Origin of the sequence: Pseudomonas sp. PA1(2017) (assembly GCF_001945375.1) — a bacterium.
Taxonomy (GTDB): Bacteria; Pseudomonadota; Gammaproteobacteria; order Pseudomonadales; family Pseudomonadaceae; genus Aquipseudomonas.
This window is the reverse complement of record NZ_MSXU01000001.1, coordinates 787,799-811,211: the sequence shown is the minus strand read 5'-3', so window position 1 is coordinate 811,211 and position 23,413 is coordinate 787,799. Positions and strand designations below refer to the sequence as shown.

Genomic DNA, 23,413 nt, shown 5'->3' with positions numbered 1-23,413 from the left:
TTATTCGGCCATCGAAGAGGAACGGGAGTGTTTCGCGAGGGGCACCGGATCGTAGCCTCCGGGATGCCAGGGGTGGCAGCGTCCCAAACGACGAACGGTCAGCCAGCCACCACGCAGGACGCCATGGGTTTCGATGGCTTCAAGCGCGTAGCAGGAACAAGAGGGGTAGAAACGACAATGACTGGCCATCATCGGACTGATGGCGTACTGGTAAAACCGGATTGGAGCTTGAACCAGTTTACGCATGGGGATTGTCGTTCACCCCGGTCTGGGCATTGGCCTGTTGGGTAGGTTTGCTGCGAGCCAGGCGCTTCCACAGCTTGCCGAACTGTTGAGCCAGCTCGGCGTTCTGTAGATCACCCAGGCCCTTACGCGCGACCACCACGATGTCCCAGCCCACCAGGTTGTCCTGATTGAGGCGGAACGATTCGCGGATTTGGCGTTTCAGGCGGTTGCGCTCAACGGAGAGCTTGACGCTCTTCTTGCCGATCACCAGACCTAGGCGTGAATGATCAAGCTCATTGTTGCGCGCAAGCAGCAGGACACTCTTGCCCGGCGCTTTGCCGCTTGGAGAGTCGAAGACTGCCTTGAATTGCCGGGGAGTGAGCAGGCGCTTCTCCCGGCCGAAGCCTCGACTCACCACAAGACTGGAAAATCAGACTGCGAGGCGAGCGCGGCCCTTGGCGCGACGACGCGACAGGACGGCACGGCCGTTCTTGGTAGCCATGCGAGCACGGAAGCCGTGGGTACGAGCGCGTTTGATGGTGCTGGGTTGGAAAGTGCGTTTCATGATGCGGTTACCTGGTTGTCGACAACGGACCGGAATGGTCCCCGTTTTAAGAGACCGGCGATTCTAGAGAAAGCCGCAGGCCAGGTCAATTTCCAACCAGTTGTTTTGCAGATAGAGAAATATAAAGGAAAGAATCTTTTTAGAAAGGCTTGTTTTGTTTTTTATAAATGAGCTTGTCCTTATCTGTGGATAAGATTATCTAGGCCAGATATCCAGTGCCCTGGCGGGATTCAAAAGTCTGTCAGAAACCGGTGCTGCGCATGTTTGCGTGCTGGGTATCGCCTGGGGATGGAACGGCTTTTTACCCACAGGGCAGATATCCATGTTGTTTTGCCCAGACTTTTCAACGCCGCTCAAAGGGTGTTATCCACAGAGTACAGTCACTGCATTTCCGACATGTGGCAAATTGCCTAACACCTTGATTTAACATGTACTGATTGGTCTTCCTATGTGGATAACTCGATCTCATGAAGCTACAATAGGCGCTGTTTTTGCCTCAGCGCTTTCAATCAGGGGATGTCCGTGTCCGTGGAACTTTGGCAGCAGTGCGTGGAACTCCTGCGCGATGAACTGCCTGCCCAGCAATTCAACACCTGGATCCGTCCACTACAGGTAGAAGCCGAAGGCGACGAGCTGCGTGTCTACGCACCCAATCGTTTCGTTCTCGACTGGGTCAACGAAAAGTACATGGGCCGCATGCTCGAGTTGCTCGGTGAGCGGGCGACCGGTCTGGTGCCGGCGATTTCGCTGCTGATCGGCAGCCGCCGCAGTTCGGCGCCGCGTGCGGTACTGACGCCCTCGCCATCGGCCTCCAGCTACAACAACCCGTCGTCTTCCGCACCCGCACCTGCTGCGCCTGCACCTCAGGTCAGCGCACCACCGCCCAAGCTGCCGGTGCAGACCGAGCCGTCGCGGGCCAGCTTCGATTCCATGGCCGGTGCGACGCCTGTCGCGGCGCCGGCGCGGACAGAGCGTAACGTACAGGTAGAAGGTGGTCTCAAGCACACCAGTTATTTGAACCGCACCTTCACCTTCGACAACTTCGTCGAAGGCAAGTCGAACCAGCTGGCCCGTGCCGCTGCCTGGCAGGTGGCGGACAACCCCAAGCACGGATACAACCCGCTCTTCCTTTATGGAGGCGTCGGCCTCGGTAAAACGCACTTGATGCACGCGGTCGGTAACCACCTGCTGGCGAAGAACCCGAATGCCAAGGTCGTGTACCTGCACTCCGAGCGCTTCGTGGCCGATATGGTCAAGGCGCTGCAGTTGAATGCCATCAACGAGTTCAAGCGTTTCTACCGTTCGGTGGATGCGCTGCTGATCGATGACATCCAGTTCTTCGCCAAGAAGGAGCGCTCCCAGGAAGAGTTCTTCCACACCTTCAACGCCCTTCTCGAGGGCGGCCAGCAGGTGATTCTCACCAGCGACCGCTACCCGAAGGAAATCGAAGGGCTCGAAGAGCGCCTGAAGTCGCGCTTCGGCTGGGGCCTGACCGTGGCGGTCGAGCCGCCCGAGCTGGAAACGCGCGTGGCGATCCTGATGAAGAAGGCCGATCAGGCCAAGGTCGACTTGCCCCACGATGCAGCGTTCTTCATCGCCCAGCGTATCCGCTCCAATGTGCGTGAGCTGGAAGGTGCGCTGAAGCGGGTCATCGCCCACTCGCACTTCATGGGCCGTGACATCACCATCGAACTGATCCGCGAGTCGCTGAAGGATCTCCTGGCCCTGCAGGACAAGTTGGTGAGCATCGACAATATCCAGCGCACCACGGCCGAGTACTACAAGATCAAGATCACCGATCTGTTGTCCAAACGTCGTTCGCGTTCTATCGCCAGGCCGCGTCAGGTGGCCATGGCGTTGTCCAAGGAATTGACCAACCACAGCCTGCCGGAAATCGGCGTGGCGTTCGGCGGTCGCGATCACACCACTGTGTTGCACGCCTGTCGTAAGATTGCTGAACTTAGGGGATCCGACGCGGACATCCGCGAGGATTACAAGAACCTGCTGCGTACACTGACCACTTGATACGCAACTCCATGCACGAGGCAAGGGACTAGACCATGCACTTCACCATTCAACGCGAAGCCCTGTTGAAACCCCTGCAACTGGTCGCCGGCGTCGTGGAACGCCGCCAGACCTTGCCGGTTCTGTCCAACGTTCTGCTGGTTGTCGAAGGCCAGCAACTGTCGCTGACCGGTACCGACCTGGAGGTCGAGCTGGTCGGTCGCGTGGCCCTGGAAGATGCCGCCGAGCCTGGTGAGATCACCGTGCCGGCGCGCAAGCTGATGGACATCTGCAAGAGCCTGCCCGCCGATGCACTGATCGACATCCGCGTCGACGAGCAGAAGCTGCTGGTCAAGGCCGGTCGTAGCCGTTTCACCTTGTCCACGCTGCCCGCCAATGACTTCCCCACCGTCGAGGAAGGCCCGGGTTCGCTGACTTTCAACCTGGTACAAAGCAAACTGCGCCGTTTGATCGAACGCACCAGCTTCGCCATGGCCCAGCAGGACGTGCGCTATTACCTCAACGGTATGCTGCTGGAAGTGCAGACCGGCATCCTGCGCGCCGTCGCCACTGACGGTCACCGCCTGGCGATGTGCTCCATGGAGGCGACCATCCAGCAGGACGGCAAGCACCAGGTCATCGTGCCGCGCAAGGGTATTCTCGAGCTGGCTCGCCTGCTGACTGAGCAGGACGGCGAAGTGTCTATCGTCCTGGGCCAGCATCACATCCGTGCCACCACCGGCGAATTCACCTTCACCTCTAAGCTGGTCGACGGTAAGTTCCCGGATTACGAGCGCGTGCTGCCCCGTGGCGGCGACAAGTTGGTGGTCGCTGATCGTCAGGGGCTGCGCGAAGCCTTCAGCCGTACCGCCATTCTGTCCAACGAAAAGTACCGCGGTATTCGTCTGCAACTGGCCGCTGGCCTGCTGAAAATCCAGGCCAACAACCCGGAGCAGGAAGAAGCGGAAGAAGAAATCGCTGTTGATTACAACGGCAGCTCGCTGGAAATCGGTTTCAACGTCAGCTACCTGCTGGACGTACTGGGTGTGATGACCACCGAGCAGGTGCGTCTGATTCTCTCCGATTCCAACAGCAGCGCACTGGTACAGGAAGCCGACAATGACGACTCCGCTTACGTCGTCATGCCGATGCGTTTGTAATTCCAGCTGCTGAAAGGCAGCTACCCAGCGTCAGATAATCAGCCTTGGTATGTTCGGATGCAGCTTTGATCCGTAACATCCAAGGCTGATTTCGTTTCAGGCGGCGTGATCGCTGCCCTTCTCTTTCGGCCTGTTCATGTCCCTGACCCGCATCAATTTCACCGCCGTTCGTAATCTCGAGCCGTCGACCCTGCTGCCCTCGCCACGCATCAATATTCTTTACGGCGATAACGGCAGCGGCAAGACCAGTGTGCTCGAGGGCATTCATCTGCTCGGCCTGGCGCGTTCCTTTCGCAGTGCTCGCCTATTGCCGGTTATTCAGTACGAGCAGCAGGTCTGTACCCTGTTTGGGCAGGTGCAGTTGAATGATGGCCGGCTTAGTAACCTCGGCGTATCACGAGATCGTCAGGGCGAATTCCAGATTCGCATCGACGGGCAGAACGCGCGCAGCGCTGCGCAGCTTGCCGAAACGTTGCCGTTGCAACTGATCAATCCGGACAGTTTCCGGTTGCTGGAGGGCTCGCCGAAGATCCGCCGTCAGTTCCTCGATTGGGGAGTGTTCCACGTGGAACAGCGATTTTTGCCCGCTTGGCAGCGCCTGCAGAAGGCCCTCAAGCAGCGTAATTCCTGGCTTCGCCGTGGTACACTTGACGCCGTTTCTCAAGCGGCCTGGGATCGCGAGTTGTGCCTGGCCAGCGATGAAATCGACAGTTATCGGCGATCCTACATACAGCAATTGAAGCCCGTCTTCGAGCGTACCCTCAGTGAGCTGGTCGAGCTGCAGGGGCTCACATTGAGCTATTACCGGGGATGGGATAAAGAGCGTCCTCTGAGTGAAGTGCTGACGTCGTCGTTATTGCGTGACCAGCAGATTGGGCACACCCAATCCGGACCGCAACGCGCCGATCTCAGGTTAAGGCTTGGCGCGCACAACGCGGCAGATATTCTCTCCCGTGGCCAGCAGAAGCTGGTGGTGTGCGCCTTGCGAATCGCTCAGGGGCATTTGGTTGATCAGGCCAAGCGCGGCCAATGTATCTATCTGGTGGATGACCTGCCGTCAGAACTGGATGAGCAGCATCGCCGCGCCTTGTGTCGTTTGTTGGAAGATTTGAACTGCCAGGTATTCATCACCTGTGTAGACCATGAATTGTTGAGCGATGGCTGGCAAACGGATACGCCGGTTTCCATGTTCCACGTGGAACATGGGCGTATCACCCAGACCCACGACCACCGGGAGTAAGGCATGAGCGAAAACCAAACGTACGACTCCAACAGTATCAAGGTACTGAAAGGCCTGGATGCCGTACGCAAGCGGCCAGGCATGTACATCGGTGACACCGACGATGGTAGCGGCCTGCACCACATGGTCTTCGAGGTGGTCGACAACTCCATCGACGAAGCCTTGGCTGGTCATTGCAGCGAGATCACCATCACCATCCATCCGGATGAGTCGATCAGTGTGCGCGACAACGGCCGTGGTATTCCGGTCGACATGCACAAGGAAGAAGGCGTTTCGGCAGCCGAGGTCATCATGACCGTGCTGCACGCCGGCGGTAAGTTCGACGACAACAGCTATAAGGTATCCGGCGGCCTGCACGGCGTGGGCGTATCCGTGGTGAACGCCCTCTCCAAGGAGCTGGTGCTGACCATTCGCCGTAGCGGCAAGATCTGGGAGCAGACCTACGTCCACGGCGTGCCCCAGGCACCTCTGGCGGCGGTTGGCGACACCGATGGCACGGGTACCCAGATTCACTTCAAACCGTCCGAAGATACCTTCGCCAACATTCACTTCAGCTGGGACATCCTCGCCAAGCGTCTGCGCGAACTGTCGTTCCTGAACTCAGGTGTCGGTATCCTGCTCAAGGACGAACGCACCGCCAAGGAAGAGCTGTTCAAGTACGAGGGCGGCCTGCGGGCGTTCGTCGAGTACCTGAACGTCAACAAGACCGCGGTGAACCAGGTGTTCCACTTCAACGTTCAGCGTGACGATGGCGTGGGTGTGGAAGTCGCCCTGCAGTGGAACGACAGCTTCAACGAGAACCTGCTGTGCTTCACCAACAATATTCCGCAGCGTGACGGTGGTACCCACCTGGCGGGCTTCCGCTCGGCGCTGACCCGTAACCTGAACAACTATATCGAGCAGGAAGGTCTGGCCAAGAAGCACAAGGTCTCGACCACCGGTGATGACGCTCGTGAGGGCCTGACCGCAATCATTTCGGTGAAGGTGCCGGATCCGAAGTTCAGCTCTCAGACCAAGGACAAGCTGGTCTCCTCCGAGGTGAAAACCGCGGTGGAACAGGAGATGGGCAAGTACTTCGCCGATTTCCTGCTCGAGCACCCGAACGAAGCCAAGGCGGTGGTCGGCAAGATGATCGACGCTGCCCGCGCCCGTGAAGCGGCCCGCAAGGCCCGCGAGATGACCCGCCGCAAAGGTGCTCTGGATATCGCTGGCCTGCCCGGCAAACTGGCCGACTGCCAGGAGAAAGACCCTGCCCTCTCCGAACTGTACATCGTGGAGGGTGACTCCGCGGGCGGTTCTGCCAAGCAGGGCCGTAACCGCAAGACCCAGGCCATCCTGCCGCTGAAGGGCAAGATCCTCAACGTCGAGAAGGCGCGCTTCGACAAGATGATTTCCTCCCAGGAGGTCGGCACGCTCATCACCGCCCTGGGTTGCGGCATCGGCCGCGAGGAATACAACATCGACAAGCTGCGTTACCACAACATCATCATCATGACCGATGCTGACGTCGACGGTTCGCACATCCGTACCCTGCTGCTGACCTTCTTCTTCCGTCAGCTGCCGGAGCTGGTCGAGCGCGGCTACATCTACATCGCCCAGCCACCGCTGTACAAGGTCAAGAAAGGCAAGCAGGAGCAGTACATCAAGGACGACGAGGCCATGGAGGAATACATGACCCAGTCGGCCCTGGAAGACGCCAGCCTGCACGTCAACGAAGCGGCCCCCGGCCTCTCCGGTGAGTCCCTGCAGCGCCTGGTGGGTGATTACCGTACGGTGATGAAGACCCTCAAGCGTCTGTCGCGCCTGTACCCGGAAGAGATCACCGAGCACTTCGTCTACCTGCAAGGCGTGACCCAGGAGATGCTCGCCGACCAGGACGTCATGGAAGCCTGGCGCCTGAAGTTCGATGCTCGCCTGAAAACCATGGAGCGTTCCGGCCTGGCTTACAAGACCAGCCTGCGCGAAGACACCGAGCGCCACCTGTGGCTGCCCGAGGTAGAGCTGATCTCCCACGGCAACTCCAGCTACATCACCTTCAACCGTGATTTCTTCACCAGCAACGATTACAAGACCGTCACCAGCCTGGGCGACCAGCTGAACAGTCTGCTGGAAGAAGGCGCCTACGTGCAGCGTGGCGAGCGCAAGAAGCCGGTCACCACCTTCAAGGAAGCCCTGAGCTGGCTGATGGCCGAAAGCACCAAGCGCCACAGCATCCAGCGATACAAAGGTCTTGGTGAGATGAACCCGGATCAGCTGTGGGAAACCACCATGGATCCGGAAGTGCGCCGCATGCTCAAGGTACGTATCGAGGACGCCATCGCTGCGGACCAGATCTTCAACACCCTGATGGGCGACGAAGTGGAACCGCGCCGCGACTTCATCGAGACCAACGCCCTGGCGGTGTCTAACCTCGACGTCTGACCATCGCCTAAGGGGGCTACCGTTCTGGTAGCCCCCTCTTCTACCGGCCAGCAGACAGCCTGTTAGCTCGGTTGCCAAGCCTGTGCAAGACTGGCATCGTAATGACAATTGTCATTACAGAGTCTGAAGCCATGGCTTCCATCAATATCCGTATCGACGACGAACTCAAAGTTCGTGCTTTTCGCGAGCTGGAAAAACTCGGCGTCACTCCCTCCGAACTTATGCGTCAAGCCTTGCAGTACGTTGCCGAGCGTGGGCAACTGCCATTTCGCCCGGTGCTGATGACTGAAGAAGATGAAGCATTGATTGCTACTGTCCGGGAGCGTCTCGCAGCCCCTCAGCGCGTCAAGGTAACGCTGGATGATCTATAGCCTGGAGTTCGACGCGCGCGCACTCAAGGAGTGGAACAAGCTGGGCGATACCGTTCGACAACAGCTCAGGAAAAAACTGGCTGAGATACTACTTAGCCCACGAATCGAAGCGAGCCGCCTAAACTCGCTACCCGACTGCTACAAGATCAAGTTGCGCAATAGCGGCTACCGGTGGTGTATCAGGTGCTCGATGAGGAAGTGGTGGTTCTGGTAATCGCTGTCGACCGCCGCGATCGAGAGAAGGCCTACCGCAAGGCAAGTGACCGGTTCAGATAGCTACGTGTTCTGTATTGATCGAGACCCCGAGATGGCCCCGGTCATTTCTCGCCGAGGCCGACGCTACTCAGGTTTAGCCTGCGCTTCTGGTAGCAAAGACCCGCTTGGCTGAAGCGAGCCTCACCCCCACCAGTAACGCACCATATGGAAGAACACCGGTGCGGCAAAGCAGACCGAGTCGAGGCGGTCGAGCATGCCGCCGTGGCCCTCGATCATGTGGCCCCAGTCCTTCACGCCGCGGTCGCGTTTGATCGCCGACATCACCAGGCCGCCGGCGAAGCCGAGCAGGCACACCAGCAGGGCGAACAGGGCGGCCTGCCAGAAGGCGAACGGGGTGATCCAGTACAGCGAGGCGCCGACCAGGGTGGCCAGGGCCACGCCGCCAAAGAAGCCTTCCACGGTTTTCGACGGCGACAGGTTGGGGGCGATCTTGCGCTTTCCGGCCAGCTTGCCGCACACGTACTGCAGCACGTCGGAGATCTGCACGACGATCACCAGCCAGGCGATCAGCAGCAGGTTGCGGCCTTCATAGCCGGCGATCTCCAGGGTCAGCAGCGCCGGTACGGTGGATATGCAGTACACCGCAATCATCAGGCCCCACTGCACCTTGGACGTGCGTTCGAGAAAACGTGTGGTATCACCACCCAGGGACGACAGGATCGGCAGCAGCAGAAACACATAGACTGGAATGAAGATGGCGAACAGGCCGTACCAGCCGATGCCGATCAGCAGGTACTGCATCGGCAGCGCGAAGTAGAAGGCGGCAACCAGCGCCGGATAGTCGCTGCGCCGGGTGGGGGTGAGCGTCATGAACTCGCGCAGGGCGTAGAACGACACGCAGTAGAACAGCACCACCACGCCGATATTGCCGAACAGGAAAGCGAAGCCGATCACCGCCACCATCGCCCACCAGGCATTGATGCGTGCGTTGAGGTTGTCGATGACCGAATGGGGGCCTGGGCCGGCACGCAGCTTGAGCAACCAGCCGATCAGGCTGGCGAGCAACAGCAGGCCACCGATACCGGCGAACAGCAGCAAGGTATTACGATCCATCTCAAGCCTCCTCGGGAGCCAGGGCCAGCAGGCTGTTGCGGGCGCGTTCGAGGTAGGCGTCTTTGCCCTCCTCCTCACCCATGCCCAGTGACGCGCCGAAATTCAGGGTGCACAGCAACGGCAGCGGCAAGGCACGGCCCTTGGGCATCACCCGGTTGAGGTTGGCGATCCATACCGGAATCACCTCGACATCCGGGCGTGCCTTGGCCAGGTGGTAGAGGCCGCTCTTGAACGGCAGCAGGCCGTCTTCGAGGTTGCGCGTGCCTTCGGGAAAGACGATCAGTGAGTCGCCTTCGCCCAGCGCATCGAGCATCGCCTGCAGCGGGTTGGCGCCGGGGTCGCTGCGTTGGCGATCGACCAGCACGCCGTTGAACACGCGCTGGATCAGAAAGCTGCGCAGTGCGCCCTTCATCCAGTAATCGGAGCCGGCCACCGGGCGGGTTCGCTTGCGCAGCTCGGCGGGCAGCGATGCCCAGAGCAGCACGAAGTCGCCGTGGCTGCTGTGGTTGGCGTAGTAGATGCGTTGAACCGGCTGCGCGGTGCTGCCGAGCCATAAGGCTCGAGCACCGGTGAGCAGTCGCGCACCAGAGGTGATGATAAAGGCGACCAGCGAGGCGAGCATGACAGAGTCCTTATCCGAATCGAATGTGTGAGAGCCATGGCATCAGCACGATGGCTGCCAGTGCGACCAACAGTTGCAGAGCCAGCCACAGCGCCTGCAAACGCAGCAGGCGCACGGCACCCTGGGTGCGTTGTTCCCAGCTGCGCGCAGGCTCGATCTGGCGGCCCAGGGACGCCAGCGCCTTGTCGAGCTCTGCGGTACGCCGATCCAGCTGCTCGGGCGCTGCAGCCAGGCTGGCGAGCAGCTCGGCATCGAGGGCGACGCGCAGGGCGTAATACTTCTGGATCAGCCCGCACCCCAGCAGCGCGATGCATACGGCCGCGCCCGTGCTCAGCGCCATGAAACCGAGCAAGGGGCCCAGACCGATGACCAGCGCCAACAGGCTCAGGGCGCTGGATGCGCGGTCGAGGGCTTTACCGCGGCGCAGCATGGCGGCGATCAGCCTGAGGTGCATCTCACTGGCCATGCAGCACGCCTCCGTCTGTGGATAAGTATGGCGCTGGAAGGCCTTCCAGCGCCTGCAGATGCACGCTTCCCAGTACGACCTGTGGGCGAGCCTGGCGCAGCGTCGAAACGGCCTCTGCGACGCTCCTGCAGCGACCGCTGTGCAGTAACCAGGCGGCGATGGCGGTGGCGCTGCGTGAGTAGCCCAGGGCGCAACACACCAGCACCGGCCCGTGACGACGCAGATCCTCGATGGCCAGGGCCGCCTGCAGGCAATGTTTGCTGCTGGGGGCGATCAGGTCGAGGTTGCCCAGTTCGCGGTAGGCCTTGCCGTCGACCCGGCACGGCAGCTCGGCGCAGAGATCGGCGATGGCGGCGAAGTTCTGCGCTTGCTCCCTGCCGGGAATACGCCCCAGCCATACGCCATCGGCCACTTCATCGGGCTGCGGATGCTTGCGCGTCCAGGCGCGGGAATTGATCCAGGCGGCGGCCAGATAGGGGGCCAACAGCCAGGTGCTGGCGGCGCTTAGGCGGCCATCGGCACGCTTCTGGAAACCCGCGGAGCCGAACAGCGCGTAATTGAGCGCCACCATCAGCAGCGACAAGGCCGGCCACAGCAACCACAGGGCCGCGCCGCTGAAATGGATCGCCAGCGCGCTGCACAAAGCCGCGCCAAAGGCATAGCGCAGGGCCAGCCGCCAGCGCTTCCGATCACGTGCCAGGCGCCAGGCAAACAGCGGGCTGCGGCCTTCGCTGGGCCACAGCCACAGACACAGGAAGCCGGCGAGCATGCCGGTCGGTACGTCGATGAAATGGTGCTGCCAGGTGGTCAGCACCGACAGGCCGATCAAGAAAAACCAGATGTGCACAACCGCGCGCCACAGGTCGCTGGCGTGCTGAGCAAAGCACGCCCAGAGCACCACCAGCAGGGTGATATGCAGCGAAGGCGCTTGGTTGAACGGTTTGTCGAAACCCATCAGCACATCGAACATCAGCCCGAACAGCCCATCCAGCGCCGGCCGGTCGAAGGTGAAACGCAACGGCCAGAGCAAAAAGCAGGTGATGCAGATCACCTGCGCGGTGAGCAGTCGCAGGCCGAGGCGATCCACCGCAGTACGGGTAGCCGGTAGCAGGAAGGCCAGGCCGTAGAGCAGGTCGATCGACCAGTAGGGAATGATCGTCCACGGCCATAGGGGAATCTGCCGCTCCCAGCCGAACACCAGGCTGCCGACGTCGTCGCGTTGGGCGGTGTAACCGTTGGCGAAGCCGTAGGTGCCAAAGAACAGCGGCGCGAGCAGCAGCAGCCAGAGTACGCCGCGCTTCCATAGGCCGGTTTCCGGGGCGACCGCTACGGGCGCCATCAGGACACCCGCTGCGCCAGGGACACGCTGAAGATGCCCCACTCGTCGATGCGCTGGGTGATCTTGCGAAAACCGGCCGCCTCGACCAATTGGTCCATCTCCGCCTGGCTGCGCCGGCGCATCACCCAGGCTTCGCCGCCGCGGTGGCTGGTCAGGGCACGGGCAATCAGCTCCAATTGCGGGTGCCAGGGTTGGCCGGTGTAGATCAGGTAACCGCCCTCTTCCAAGGCCTCGGCCAGACCAGCCAGCGAGTTGCTGACCATCGCGTTGCTGGCGAACAGTTCATAGAGGCCGGAGACCACCGCCAGGGTCGGTTTGGGATCCAGCGCTGCCAGGTCGGCCTTGTCGAAGGCGTCGCCTTTGACGAAGCGGGCGATGCTGCCCAGGCCTTTCTGCTCGATCAATGCCGAGCCGTCACGTACGTTGATGTCGCTGTAGTCGCGCAGCAGGATCGAATCCGGCTTGTCGCTGCCCTGCTCCAGCGCTTCGAGGATGTAGCGGCCATGACCGGCAGCGATGTCGACGATACGCACCTCGCTGCCGCTCTCGCGCAGTTTGCCCATGGCCAGACGCAGCAGCTCCTCGGCGTGCACCTTGCGCTGGCGAATGCCCCGCCAGCCGATGGAGTTCAGGTAGTTGCGGTCGATCAGCCGACCAATCGGCGAGCTACCGGTCGGCGTGTTGCGGTACACGTAGTCCAGGGTGCTGCCCGAATCGAAGCCAGTCTCGAAGCCCAGTTTCACACCAGCGGAAAGGTTACTGCCGAGGCGCATGCTGGCCCGCGTAGCGCGCCAGTAAAGGTCGCGCGGGGAGTTTACTGGTAGCGGCGCCGCCAGCTCTTCGGCTTCGGCACAGCTCCAGCCGAGTCGATCAGCATTGAGCAGTGAAGGGCGCTGCAGCGACTGCTCGAACGCCTTGAGCACGAATCGGCGGACGCGGCTGAGGGCATGGGCACGATCACGCTCGCCCAGGGTGTCGTGAAAGAACCCGGGCAGGATGTGCATTTCCTTGTCCAGGCTGCCCAGCCGTGCGAAGAATTGCTCCTGGGGTTTGCGGTGCACCACGAAGTCGCTGCCGGAGATCAGCAACTGGGTGGGAATCTGAATCGCCTGGGCATCGGCGACCACACGTTCGGCAGCGTCGTAGAGGCCCAGCAGCATGTTCACCGAAATCGGCCGGCTGATCAGCGGATCGGCCTCGAAGGAGGCGATACGCTGCGGGTCGTGGCTGAGAAACCTGGCCTTCACGTAGCTGTTGACGAAGAAATTGCCGCGCCAGGCGCGCATCAGCTTCAGGCCCGGGCGAGCGAAGGGTACGTACAGCTTGACCTTGAAGGCTGGTGAGGCGAGCACCAGGGCGCGGATCTTCGGTGCATAGTCGTGGGCCCAAGTAGAAATCACCACGGCGCCAACGCTCTGGGCCAGCACCACCATGTCCGCGGTGTCGATACCGTAGGTGGCCGCGATATGGTCGATGAAGGTCTGCACGTCGCGCACGCTGGTGGCGAAGCTCGGGCTGTCGCCCCGCTCCCCCGGCGATTCGCCATGGCCGCGGGCGTCCCAGGCGAAGAAGTCGAAGCCCTGCAGGCCCAGTTCCTCGACCAGGTGGGCCATGCGCCCGCCATGCTCGTGGCCGCGGTGAAACATCACGATAGCGCGGCGGGCTGCCTCCGGCTGCATAGGCTCCGCTGGCCAGTGCCGGTAGAACAGGCTTACGCCGTCGTGGGTCGTGAAGGTATTGGAGCGAACTTCAGTCATCAAGGCATTCCTATTGCGCAGAAGAAGACGCTTGCGCCAGACCCTGGCGTACGCGGTTGAACAGCGTGTACAGCAGCAGCGCGGTGATCACCGCCAGAATCGGATCGATCCAGCCCAGCGGTAGCAGCGCGCTGGCGACCCCGGCACCGAGCACGCCGAAGCAGAAGGCGCGGTCGCTCTTGCCCATCGGGCCGTCGTAGCGGCGTGAGGCGCCGACCATGGGGCCCATTACCCCGGCGTACTCGCTGATCAGCGCGAACAGCACCAGCACCACGACCAAGGTCGGCGACACGCCAGGCAGCAAGGCGAAAGGCAGGAACAGGGCGGCATCGGCGATCACGTCGCACAGTTCGTTGAGGTAGGCGCCCAAAGTGGATTGCTGGCCGAACTCGCGGGCCAGCATGCCGTCCACGGCGTTGAGGGCCATGCGCAGAATCATCCACAGCGGGATCAGTGCGAACAGCCAGAGGCGGTCGGGAAAGATCGCCAGCAGCAGGCCGATGAGCACCGACACCATGGCAGCGGCCAGCGTCACCTGATTGGCAGTGACGCCACGGTCGTAGAGGCGTTGCACCAAGGGGCGCAGCAGATTCTGAAAGCGAGGTTTCAACTGATAGATCGAAAGCATGAACACGAACTCCGTTTCGCCATGTTTCTCAGAACGTGCCACAGCCTGCTGCGCGTCCGCGCTGCGGCGTTTAACGCGGGCTTCAGATGCTCATCTACCGCAGTAAACTCCGCTTCCTCGCCCGCGTTTGCCTTAAACCGCGATAGCTCGCGAGGCTGTGAACACGTTCTGCAATAATTTGCGTCAGCTTAGCCGTTTAGGCCCCCGCCAGGCGATATGCCAACGTGAACATCGTCATGTGCCGCGCAAAAAACTTATGCCCACTTTATCGACAGAATGGGTACCTATAAAAATCCTTATTTATCAGTACCCTGGATGCGAAAACTCGATTAAATGGGAAATTGCTCAACAGGTTATCCACAGAACGCGTCAGGCTAGATCGTTGGCCGTTTCCACCGCTTCTGTCTGCGGGTTGAGCGCGCCGATCTGGCACTGGGCCTGGCTGACCCATTCGAAGACGCGATCGTTGAGGTTGGCGATTGCCCGCGGGCCCTCGCCCTCGGCGTACATCGCCGGGCCGATAACCACCTGTACCACGCCCGGTTTCTTGCTCCAGCCGTCCTTCGGCCAGAACTGCCCGGCGTTGTGGGCAATCGGCAGCACCGGCAGGTTGCTGTTCACCGCCAGAGCGGTGCCGCCGCGGGAGAACTTGCCGATCTGGCCATCGGGAATGCGCGTGCCTTCCGGGAACACCAGCACCCAAGCGCCCTGCTCCAGACGCGTACGGCCCTGTTGGGCGAGTTGCTTGAGTGCGGCCTTGGGGTTGCTGCGGTCGATGGCGATGGGTTTGAGCATGGACAGCGCCCAGCCGAAGAACGGCACGTACATCAGTTCGCGCTTGATGACCTGGCTCAACGGCTCGAAGTAGGCGCACAGGAAGAAGGTCTCCCAAGTGCTCTGGTGCTTGGCGAGAATCACACAGGGGCGCTCGGGGACGTTTTCTGCGCCCGTGACCTCGTACTTGATGCCGGCAACCACCTTGGCCAGCCAGACCGCACTGCGGCACCAGGCCTGCACCACGAAGCGGTAGCGGGCACGGAACGGCAGGAAGGGTGCGACGAACACGCTGATGATGCACCAGACGAACGAGCTGGAAGACAGCAGCAGGTAGAAGAGTACGGTTCTGAGGGACTGCACTGGCGACATGGGAGCGATTACCGTGGCAGGGCGTGCCTGCGCTATCAAGTGAGAAGCCGGGCAGCCACGGCCGCCAGGTCGTCGAATATCAGGGTGCCGGTTGGCAGAACGGCTTTGGCCAGGGTGCGTTCGCCCTTGCCGGTTTTCACCAGCACGGGCTGACAGTCGACGGCGAGCGCCGTTTCCAGGTCACTGGCGCTGTCGCCGACGAACCACACGCTGGCGAGCGGCACATCATAGTGCGCGCCAATCTGGCGCAGCATGCCGGGCTTGGGCTTGCGGCAATCGCAGCCGTCGTTCGGGCCGTGGGGGCATTGCACGATCAGGCCGACTTCACCGCCCTGCTCCGCCACCAGCTCACGCAACCGCGCATGCATGGCTTCCAGCACGCTCAGCGGGTAATAGCCGCGGGCGATGCCGGACTGGTTGGTGGCCACGGCCACGGTCCAGCCCGCCTTGCTCAGCGCGGCGATGGCCTCGATGGAGCCGGGGATCGGAATCCACTCCTCGAGGCTTTTGATATAGGCGTCGGAATCCTGGTTGATGACCCCGTCGCGGTCCAGAATGATCAGCTTCACGCGTGTTCCTTCGCAGGTTTTTGAAAAACGTAGGTGAGGCAGCTAGCGCAAGGCAAAAGCAGGCGAGAAAGCGGAGTGTACGAGTAGTACATGAGCATTTGGAGCCTGCTTTTAACGCCGCGATAGCAACGCAAGTAGTTTTTCAGCAACCTGTTAGTGCCCGGCCCTGCGTGGGCCGGGCAAGGTCATCAGCCCAGTACCGAGATGTCGGCGACGCCCAGGAACAACCCACGCAGACGAGCCAGCAGCGCATAGCGGTTGGCACGAACCTTGGGGTCTTCGGCGTTGACCAGCACCGCTTCGAAGAAGGCGTCCACCGGCGTGCGCAGCGAAGCCAGCTGAGCCAGCGCCTCGCGGTACTGACGCGATTGCGCCAGTGGCTGCACGGCGTTGTCGGCCTTCTGGATCGCAGCGTTGAGGGTGAACTCGGCCGGTGTATCGAAGTAATGGGCCTCGATGCTGCTCGCCACTTGCCCGTCGGCCTTGCTCAGCAGGTTGGACACACGCTTGTTGGCGGCGGCCAGTGCTTCGGCTTCAGGCAGCTTGCGGAAGGCCTGTACGGCCTGCACGCGTTGGTCGAAGTCCAGCGGCGACAGCGGGTTCACGGCACGTACGGCCTGGTAGACGGACACATCCACGCCTTCGTCTTCGTAGCGCGCACGCAGGCGGTCGAAGATGAACTCCAGCACCTGCGGAGCCAGGCCGGCAGCCTTGACCTTGCTGGCGTACTGGCGCACGGCAAACTCGACGGTGGCGCCCAGATCCAGCTCCAAACCCTTCTCGATGAGGATGCGCAGCACGCCCAGCGCAGCGCGGCGCAGGGCGTAGGGGTCCTTGCTACCGGTGGGCAGCATGCCGATACCGAAGATGCCGACCAGGGTGTCGAGCTTGTCAGCCAGGGCCACCGCCGCGCCGGTCAGGGTGCTCGGTAGCTCGGCGCCCGCGCCACGTGGCATGTACTGCTCGTTCAGGGCCAGGGCGACGTCTTCCGGCTCGCCGTCGTTCAGCGCGTAGTAGTAGCCGGCGATGCCCTGCATTTCCGGGAATTCACCGACCATCTCGCTGGCCAGGTCGCACTTGCTCAGCAGGCCGGCGCGGGCACCACGCTTGGCGTCGCCACCGATACGCCCGGCGATGAAGCCGGCCAGGGCCGAGACGCGCTGGGCCTTGTCGTAGACGGTGCCGAGCTGAGCCTGGAACACCACGTTGGCCAGGCGCTGATTGAACGCTTCCAGCGGCTGCTTCTTGTCCTGCTTGAAGAAGAACTCGGCGTCGGTGAGGCGCGGACGCACGACCTTCTCGTTACCGGAAATGATCTGGCCCGGATCCTTGCTCTCGACGTTGGCCACGGTGATGAAGCGCGGCAGCAGCTTGCCGTCGGCATCGAGCAGGCAGAAGTACTTCTGGTTGTCCTGCATGGTGGTGATCAGTGCTTCCTGGGGTACTTCCAGGAAGCGCTCCTCGAAGGAGCAGACCAGCGGCACCGGCCATTCGACCAGGGCGCTGACTTCGTCGAGCAGCGCCGGCGGCACGATGGCGGTGCCCTGCTGCTCGGCGGCCAGCTGTTCGATGCGCTTGGCGATCTGCTCGCGGCGCTCGGCGACGTCGGCGATCACGTAGGCGGCGCGCAGCTCCTGGGCGTACATGGCGGGCGCAGAGATGCGCACTTCATGGTTGGCGTGGAAGCGGTGGCCGCGGGAGAAACGGTTGGCCTTCTGGGCGAGGATCTCGCAGTCGACGATCTGATCGCCGAACAGCATCACCAGCCATTGGCTCGGGCGTACGAATTCGGTCTTGCGGGCACCCCAGCGCATGCGCTTGGGAATCGGCAGCTCGTTCAGCGAGTTTTCCACGATGCCGGGCAGCAGCGTGTAGGCGCGCTGGCCAGGGATGTGCTGGCTGAATTTCAGCTTCGGCCCGCTCTGGTCGATGGCCGACAATTCCACGCCGCACTTCTTGGCGAAGCCCAGCGCGGCCTGGGTCGGGTTGCCTTCGGCGTCGAAGGCGGCCTGTACGGGTGGGCCGTCGAGGTTGACGGTGCGGTCCGGCTGCTCGGTGGCCAGTTGCTCGACCAGCACGGCCAGGCGGCGCGGCGCTGCGTAGTAACGTGCGCCACGGTAGCTCAGGCCGGCGGCCTTGAGGCCTTTCTCGATACCGGCGAGGAAGGATTCGCCCAGGGTTTTCAGGGCTTTGGGTGGCAGCTCTTCGGTGCCCAGTTCAACCAGAAAATCGAGCGCACTCATTCTGCTGCCTCCAGCTTGGCCAGTACTTCATCACGCAGATCGGGGGCGGCGAGCGGGAAGCCCAGGCGACGACGGGCCTGCAGATAACTCTGCGCCACGGCGCGGGCCAGGGTGCGCACGCGCAGGATGTACTGCTGGCGCGCGGTCACCGAAATGGCGCGGCGGGCATCCAGCAGGTTGAAGGTGTGCGAAGCCTTGAGGACCATCTCGTAGGTCGGCAGCGGCAGTTCCAGTTCGATCAGGCGGTTGGCTTCGCTTTCATAGAAGTCGAACAGCTCGAACAGTTTCTCGACGTTGGCATGTTCGAAGTTGTAGGTCGACTGCTCCACTTCGTTCTGGTGGAACACGTCGCCGTAGGTAACCTTGCCGAACTGGCCGTCGGTCCATACCAGGTCGTAGACCGAGTCGACGCCCTGCAAGTACATGGCCAGGCGCTCGAGTCCGTAGGTGATCTCGCCGGTGACCGGGTAGCACTCGATGCCGCCGACCTGCTGGAAGTAGGTGAACTGGGTGACTTCCATGCCGTTGAGCCAGATTTCCCAGCCCAGACCCCAGGCGCCGAGGGTCGGCGATTCCCAGTTGTCTTCGACGAAACGGATGTCGTGCACCAGCGGGTCGATACCGATGGCCTTCAACGAGCCCAGGTACAGCTCCTGGAAGTTTTCCGGGTTCGGTTTGAGCACCACTTGGAACTGGTAGTAGTGCTGCAGGCGGTTGGGGTTCTCGCCGTAGCGGCCGTCGGTGGGGCGGCGCGATGGCTGCACGTAAGCGGCGTTCCAGGTTTCCGGGCCGATGGCACGCAGGAACGTGGCGGTGTGGAAGGTACCGGCGCCCACTTCCATGTCATAGGGTTGCAGTACCACACAGCCCTGCTCGGCCCAGTATTGTTGCAGGGCGAGGATCAGGTCCTGGAAGGTGCGCACGGCAGGCGTTGTCTGGCTCACGAAAAATTCACCTGTTGGGGCTGCGACAGAAAGCCGGAGAGTATACCCGAAGCAAGGCGCAGCCCGCATGCTGCGGCGTCTCGACTGATAAAAGTGATGGCAGGCTGGTGGCGCTGGCGATGGATTTCCGCGCCACCCGCCCGTGCGCTGGAAAAAATCTGCCTGGTCGACCTGCGGGTTTGGCGGTGCTCGCGCGTCTTATAGGGAAACGCTGCCGTTTGCGGTGCACAACGGCAGCCGTCGTCGATCAGCCGCCCCACGGCCGGGGGCCTGATCGTGTACAGAGCAGCAGGCAAGGTGTATCGATGAAAGAGGGATTTCGCCAGTCCATGGCGTGGTTGCATACCTGGACGGGGCTGGTGGTGGGCTGGGTACTGTTCTTCGTGTTCGTGACCGGCACCGCCGGTTATGTGGACGATGAGATCACCCGCTGGATGCAGCCCGAGCGGCCGCTGCAGGTGCACGTCGAGAGCGTCGAGCGTGGGCGGATGATCGAAATGGCCCTTGCCCGCCTGGAGCAGGTGGCCACCAAGGCGCAATCGTGGACCATCACCCTGCCGCACACACCGTTGCGCTTTCGCGGTGACCAGGGCCTGGAAATTGCCTGGGAGGACCTTCCAGAGCGCGGTCACGACTACGGGCGCCGCGGATACGAAGACCTGGACGCGCGAACCGGTCTGTTGCGCCAGGGCATCGAACCACGGGAAACCGGTGGTGGTACCACGCTGTACCGCATGCACTATGCGTTGCACTACATTCCCTACGATGTGGCGATCTACATCGTCGGCGTATGCACCCTGCTTATGCTGCTGGCGATCCTCAGCGGGGTGATCACCCACAAGAAGATCTTCAAGGATTTCTTCACCTTCCGGCCTGGCAAGGGCCAGCGTTCCTGGCTTGATGCGCACAACGTCATCAGTGTGATGGCCCTGCCGTTCTTTCTGATGATCACCTACAGCGGGCTGCTGTTCTATACGTTCGACTACATGCCGGCCGGCGCCGCTGTCGTTTATGGCACCAGTGACCTGCAGCGTCGGGCGATGTACGACGAGCTCTACGAGCGAGACCGGCGCGAGTATCTGCCGGCCCGTCGTCCACAGGCCGACCTCGAACCGCTGCTGCAGCGCGCCGAGGCCACGTGGCAGGCGCCGGGTGTGGCGGCATTGACCATCCGTCAGGTCAAGGGCGAGCCAGCCCGCGTCGATGTGCAACGAATGCCTGGTGGGCGGGTGAACATCTACGACCCGGAGGTGATGAGTTTCGATGCCGTCAATGGCACGCCGATCGTCTATGACCGTCAGCCCAACGCCACCAGTACGACGCTGGACACCTTCTATGGTCTGCATGAGGGGCTGTTCGCCGACTGGTGGCTGCGTTGGCTGTACCTCATCGCAGGCCTGCTCGGTTGCGGCATGATCGGCACCGGCCTGGTGCTGTGGACGGTCAAACGGCGCAATCAGCACCTCAAGCGCAACGATGGCGCCGCGTTGTTCGACGCCTATGGCCTGCGCCTGGTGGAGGTGCTCAATGCCGGTACCCTGGTCGGCCTGCCGATCGCGGTCGCCGCCTACTTCTGGGCCAATCGCCTGCTGCCGGTGGGCATGGCCGACCGCGCCGCCTGGGAGACGCACTGCCTGTTCCTGACGTGGGGCTGGCTGTTCCTCTACGCCGCGCTGCGACCCTTGAAGAGAGCCTGGCTGGAACTGGCCTGGATGGCGGTGGCGGCCTATGCCCTGATTCCGGCACTCAACGCCCTGACCACGGATCGCCACCTGGGCGTGACCCTTGCCGAAGGCGACTGGGTGCTGGCCGGCTTCGACCTGAGCATGTTCGGCCTGGCGGCGCTGTTCGCCTACGCTGCCATGAAGATCCGCCGCCGCTGGCTGAAGGCCGACGCGACTATGGCGCCGAGCAGCAAGGAGGCGCTGGCATGAAGAAGGGTTCGACAGCCGCCTATCGCTGGGCGGTCGCCTCGCGGGTACTGGCGGCAGCATTGGGCGGCTATGCACTGGCCTCGGCGTTGACCGTGCTGTTGGCGCTGATCTGGCCGCTGCCGAAAAGCCAGGCCGTGCTGGCCGCCACCATGCTCAGCTTTACCCTGTATGCCGTGGCGGTGATCTGGGTGTTCAGCGTACGCAGCGTGACCCGCGCCTGGCTGGGCATGCTGATCCCCACTGGCGTGGCAGCGCTGTCGTGCTGGGCGTTGCAGTCGGGAGGCGCGGGATGATCCTCAACCTGTCTCTTCTGCTGGCCAGCCTGGGCGGTTTCATCGCCCTGGCGCTGGCCATGGAAAAACACTGCCGGCAGCTGCTGCATCGCGTGCTCTCGCCATGGTGGATGCGTGCGCTGCGCAGTTTCGGCTGGCTGCTGCTGGCCGCGGCGTTGGTGCTGAGCCTGGGGCAGCTGGGCTGGAGCATCGGCGCGGCCGCCTGGTTCGGTTGGCTGTCGGTCGCCGGCGTGGTGCTGGCTTTCTACCTGCCCAAGTGGCCCGGGCAGCGCGAGCCCGCCAAGGCGCCGCCGCGTCGCGACAAGCATCCGGCCATGCAGCCACCAGCCGAACGCTTGCTAGGCCTGCGCCGCGCTGCCACGGCGTTGCTGTTGCTGGTGCCCGTGGTGGTGCTCGGCCTGTTGCTGAGCGCTGCGCCGAAACCACTGCATAGCGATGAAGCCGTACATGGCCAGGTCGGGCCCTGGCCGTTCGCCCTCGCCCAGGCCCAGCGCAAGGCGCCGCATCAGGTACTGGGCACGCCCTTCAAGGCCTTCGAAGTGCGTTTCTGCGAGCGCTGCGACGACCAGATCCGCGCGGCCTACCTCAAGATCCGCAAGCCGCGCTCGCTGCGGGCCGCCGGCCTGGTGTTCAGCGGCGAGCGCTGGGATCGCCGGGTGGAGATCCAGATTCCCGCCAAGGCCAGGGTCAGCGACGGGCTGTGGCTGACCGTCGAAGGCAAGGACGGCAGCGTGCACCACGCCGCTGTGGATATCGACAAGGTATCGCCCGAGTTGGCGGCCTACCTGAAGGACGAATCCTGAGTGGCCGGCTTCGGGCGCGGCGCGTTCCCGAGGCGGATTGCACCCGTTGCGGCAATGCGCGGTTATAGTCTCCCCTCGCCCCTCACCGAGCCGACTGCCATGCCCCGCTGTTTCTGGTGTAACGACGATCCGCTGTATCAGGCCTACCACGACAGGGAATGGGGTGTGGCATCGCGCGATCCCCAGCACCTGTTCGAGATGCTGATACTCGAAGGCGCCCAGGCCGGGTTGTCGTGGATCACCGTATTGAAGAAGCGCGAGCGGTATCGCGAAGTGCTGTTCGGCTTCGATGCCGAGCGCCTGGCCGTGATGAGCGACGCCTACATCGAGACCCTGATGCAGGACCCCGGCATCATCCGTAATCGCCTCAAGCTGCAGGCCGCACGCAAGAACGCCCAGGCCTGGCTGCGCCTGGACGACCCGGTGGCGTTGCTCTGGTCGTTCGTCGGCGGCCAGCCCAAGATCAACCATTTCGAGGGCCGTGGCGACGTACCGGCCGTCACGCCTGAAGCCGAGGCCATGAGCAAGGCGTTGAAGAAGGCCGGCTTCACCTTCGTCGGCCCGACCATCTGCTACGCCTTCATGCAGGCCACCGGCATGGTCATGGACCATACCCGCGATTGCGATCGCTACGCCCAACTGCAACAGGAGGCCCGACCATGAGCACCACCATCGATACGCTCGAACAATTGCAGGCGCTGTACGGCGTGCCCCACGAGCGCTCGCTGCGCAAGGAGCTGCCCTACCTGAGCGCGCCCTACCAGGCACTGGTGGCCGCCTCGCCGTTCGTGGTGCTGGGCACTCGCGGCCCGGACGGGCTGGACTGCTCGCCGCGGGGCGACGCAGCGGGTTTCGTGCGCGTTCTCGATGAGCGCACCCTGCTGCTGCCGGATCGCCCCGGCAACAACCGCATCGACAGCCTGCGCAACATCATCCACGACCCCCACGTGGCGCTGCTGTTCCTGATCCCCGGCGTCGGCGAGAGCTTCCGGGTCAATGGCCGCGCGACCATCTCGCTGGAGCCCGAGCTGCTGGCGCTGTGCGAGGCGCAAGGCAAACTGCCGCGCAGCGTGCTGCGCATCAGCATCGATACCTGCTACTTCCAGTGTTCCAAGGCGGCGGTGCGCTCGGGCTTGTGGGAGGCCGAACGGCAGGTCGAACGAGCCAGCCTGCCGTCAGCCGGCGATTTGCTCAAGGCGGTGATGGATCCGCAGTTCGACGTGCAGGCCTATGAGCAGCAACTGCAGGAACGCCTGAAAACGCAGCTTTATTGAACGTTTCATCGTTTCTGCCCGTGTATGTAACAGCCAGGCCGGCCCCAGACAGTTACAATACGCGCCCTTTTTAACGGGAG

Annotated in this window: 23 protein-coding genes and 1 pseudogene; 11 read left to right on the top strand and 13 right to left on the bottom strand. The window is 62.5% G+C overall.

The window, feature by feature from the left end:
- Genes yidD through rpmH form a run of 3 tightly spaced genes read right to left on the bottom strand, consistent with a single transcriptional unit; the run spans position 1 to position 790 of the window.
- Entirely contained in the window at positions 1-246 is a 246-nt protein-coding gene (gene yidD / locus BVH01_RS03725; protein ID WP_075929009.1) for a membrane protein insertion efficiency factor YidD, read from the bottom strand.
- The gene (rnpA, locus tag BVH01_RS03720; protein ID WP_177344594.1) at positions 239-640 is read right to left on the bottom strand and encodes a ribonuclease P protein component; all 402 of its coding nucleotides are present in this window, start codon (positions 638-640) and stop codon (positions 239-241) included. Before rnpA ends, yidD begins: the two co-directional genes overlap by 8 nt.
- A gap of 15 nt (positions 641-655) precedes the next feature.
- On the bottom strand, positions 656-790 hold the full coding sequence (gene rpmH / locus BVH01_RS03715; RefSeq protein ID WP_003213577.1) for a 50S ribosomal protein L34: 135 nt from the start codon (positions 788-790) through the stop codon (positions 656-658).
- A 522-nt stretch (positions 791-1,312) separates the two neighbouring features.
- Here rpmH and dnaA point away from each other — a divergent pair.
- The 6 genes and pseudogenes from dnaA (at position 1,313) to BVH01_RS03685 (ending at position 8,262) form a co-directional block, all read left to right on the top strand.
- Positions 1,313-2,815: a chromosomal replication initiator protein DnaA gene (gene dnaA, locus BVH01_RS03710; RefSeq protein WP_075929145.1), complete on the top strand. Its 1,503-nt coding sequence runs from the start codon at positions 1,313-1,315 to the stop codon at positions 2,813-2,815.
- 35 nt (positions 2,816-2,850) lie between these two features.
- Entirely contained in the window at positions 2,851-3,954 is a 1,104-nt protein-coding gene (dnaN, locus tag BVH01_RS03705; RefSeq protein WP_027904129.1) for a DNA polymerase III subunit beta, read from the top strand.
- A 136-nt stretch (positions 3,955-4,090) separates the two neighbouring features.
- Positions 4,091-5,194 carry a DNA replication/repair protein RecF gene (gene recF / locus BVH01_RS03700; protein ID WP_075929007.1) on the top strand — a complete coding sequence of 368 codons (1,104 nt, stop codon included), beginning with the start codon at positions 4,091-4,093 and terminating at the stop codon, positions 5,192-5,194.
- A gap of 3 nt (positions 5,195-5,197) precedes the next feature.
- Positions 5,198-7,615 carry a DNA topoisomerase (ATP-hydrolyzing) subunit B gene (gyrB, locus tag BVH01_RS03695; protein WP_075929006.1) on the top strand — a complete coding sequence of 806 codons (2,418 nt, stop codon included), beginning with the start codon at positions 5,198-5,200 and terminating at the stop codon, positions 7,613-7,615.
- A 131-nt stretch (positions 7,616-7,746) separates the two neighbouring features.
- On the top strand, positions 7,747-7,986 hold the full coding sequence (locus BVH01_RS03690; protein ID WP_075929144.1) for a type II toxin-antitoxin system RelB/DinJ family antitoxin: 240 nt from the start codon (positions 7,747-7,749) through the stop codon (positions 7,984-7,986).
- Positions 7,976-8,262: pseudogene (locus BVH01_RS03685) on the top strand (type II toxin-antitoxin system RelE/ParE family toxin). The gene BVH01_RS03690 and the pseudogene BVH01_RS03685 overlap by 11 nt, the downstream one beginning before the upstream one ends.
- Positions 8,263-8,382: 120 nt before the next feature.
- On the opposite strand, the gene BVH01_RS03680 reads toward BVH01_RS03685, so the two are convergent.
- From BVH01_RS03680 to glyQ, 10 genes are all read right to left on the bottom strand, one after another.
- Positions 8,383-9,315, bottom strand: coding sequence for a phosphatidate cytidylyltransferase (locus tag BVH01_RS03680; protein WP_075929005.1), 933 nt, complete (start codon positions 9,313-9,315; stop codon positions 8,383-8,385).
- Position 9,316: 1 nt separating this feature from the next.
- Positions 9,317-9,937, bottom strand: coding sequence for a lysophospholipid acyltransferase family protein (locus BVH01_RS03675; RefSeq protein ID WP_075929004.1), 621 nt, complete (start codon positions 9,935-9,937; stop codon positions 9,317-9,319).
- A 10-nt stretch (positions 9,938-9,947) separates the two neighbouring features.
- Complete coding sequence (locus BVH01_RS03670) at positions 9,948-10,403, bottom strand: hypothetical protein (protein ID WP_075929003.1); 456 nt, start codon at positions 10,401-10,403, stop codon at positions 9,948-9,950.
- Positions 10,393-11,742 (bottom strand): phosphatase PAP2/dual specificity phosphatase family protein, encoded by a 1,350-nt coding sequence (locus tag BVH01_RS03665; RefSeq protein ID WP_075929002.1) that lies wholly within the window; start codon positions 11,740-11,742, stop codon positions 10,393-10,395. Before BVH01_RS03665 ends, BVH01_RS03670 begins: the two co-directional genes overlap by 11 nt.
- Positions 11,742-13,499, bottom strand: a complete 1,758-nt coding sequence (locus BVH01_RS03660) for a bifunctional alpha/beta hydrolase/class I SAM-dependent methyltransferase (RefSeq protein WP_075929001.1) — start codon at positions 13,497-13,499, stop codon at positions 11,742-11,744. The genes BVH01_RS03665 and BVH01_RS03660 overlap by 1 nt, the downstream gene beginning before the upstream one ends.
- Before the next feature lie 10 nt (positions 13,500-13,509).
- Complete coding sequence (locus BVH01_RS03655) at positions 13,510-14,127, bottom strand: CDP-alcohol phosphatidyltransferase family protein (protein ID WP_075929000.1); 618 nt, start codon at positions 14,125-14,127, stop codon at positions 13,510-13,512.
- Positions 14,128-14,496: 369 nt separating this feature from the next.
- Positions 14,497-15,273, bottom strand: coding sequence for a 1-acyl-sn-glycerol-3-phosphate acyltransferase (locus BVH01_RS03650; protein ID WP_075928999.1), 777 nt, complete (start codon positions 15,271-15,273; stop codon positions 14,497-14,499).
- Positions 15,274-15,308: 35 nt separating this feature from the next.
- Positions 15,309-15,842 carry a D-glycero-beta-D-manno-heptose 1,7-bisphosphate 7-phosphatase gene (gene gmhB, locus BVH01_RS03645; RefSeq protein ID WP_075928998.1) on the bottom strand — a complete coding sequence of 178 codons (534 nt, stop codon included), beginning with the start codon at positions 15,840-15,842 and terminating at the stop codon, positions 15,309-15,311.
- Between the two features lie 188 nt (positions 15,843-16,030).
- Complete coding sequence (glyS, locus tag BVH01_RS03640; protein WP_075928997.1) at positions 16,031-18,085, bottom strand: glycine--tRNA ligase subunit beta; 2,055 nt, start codon at positions 18,083-18,085, stop codon at positions 16,031-16,033.
- Positions 18,082-19,029, bottom strand: coding sequence for a glycine--tRNA ligase subunit alpha (glyQ, locus tag BVH01_RS03635; protein WP_013789144.1), 948 nt, complete (start codon positions 19,027-19,029; stop codon positions 18,082-18,084). Before glyQ ends, glyS begins: the two co-directional genes overlap by 4 nt.
- 305 nt (positions 19,030-19,334) lie before the next feature.
- Here glyQ and BVH01_RS03630 point away from each other — a divergent pair, with 305 nt between their 5' ends.
- From BVH01_RS03630 to BVH01_RS03610, 5 genes are all read left to right on the top strand, one after another.
- Positions 19,335-20,963, top strand: a complete 1,629-nt coding sequence (locus BVH01_RS03630; protein ID WP_075928996.1) for a PepSY domain-containing protein — start codon at positions 19,335-19,337, stop codon at positions 20,961-20,963.
- On the top strand, positions 20,960-21,256 hold the full coding sequence (locus BVH01_RS03625) for a DUF3649 domain-containing protein (RefSeq protein WP_075928995.1): 297 nt from the start codon (positions 20,960-20,962) through the stop codon (positions 21,254-21,256). The genes BVH01_RS03630 and BVH01_RS03625 overlap by 4 nt, the downstream gene beginning before the upstream one ends.
- The gene (locus tag BVH01_RS03620) at positions 21,253-22,059 is read left to right on the top strand and encodes a DUF3325 domain-containing protein (RefSeq protein ID WP_075928994.1); all 807 of its coding nucleotides are present in this window, start codon (positions 21,253-21,255) and stop codon (positions 22,057-22,059) included. The genes BVH01_RS03625 and BVH01_RS03620 overlap by 4 nt, the downstream gene beginning before the upstream one ends.
- 99 nt (positions 22,060-22,158) lie before the next feature.
- Complete coding sequence (locus tag BVH01_RS03615) at positions 22,159-22,722, top strand: DNA-3-methyladenine glycosylase I (protein ID WP_075928993.1); 564 nt, start codon at positions 22,159-22,161, stop codon at positions 22,720-22,722.
- Positions 22,719-23,333 (top strand): pyridoxamine 5'-phosphate oxidase family protein, encoded by a 615-nt coding sequence (locus tag BVH01_RS03610; RefSeq protein WP_075928992.1) that lies wholly within the window; start codon positions 22,719-22,721, stop codon positions 23,331-23,333. The genes BVH01_RS03615 and BVH01_RS03610 overlap by 4 nt, the downstream gene beginning before the upstream one ends.
- Positions 23,334-23,413: the final 80 nt, after the last annotated feature.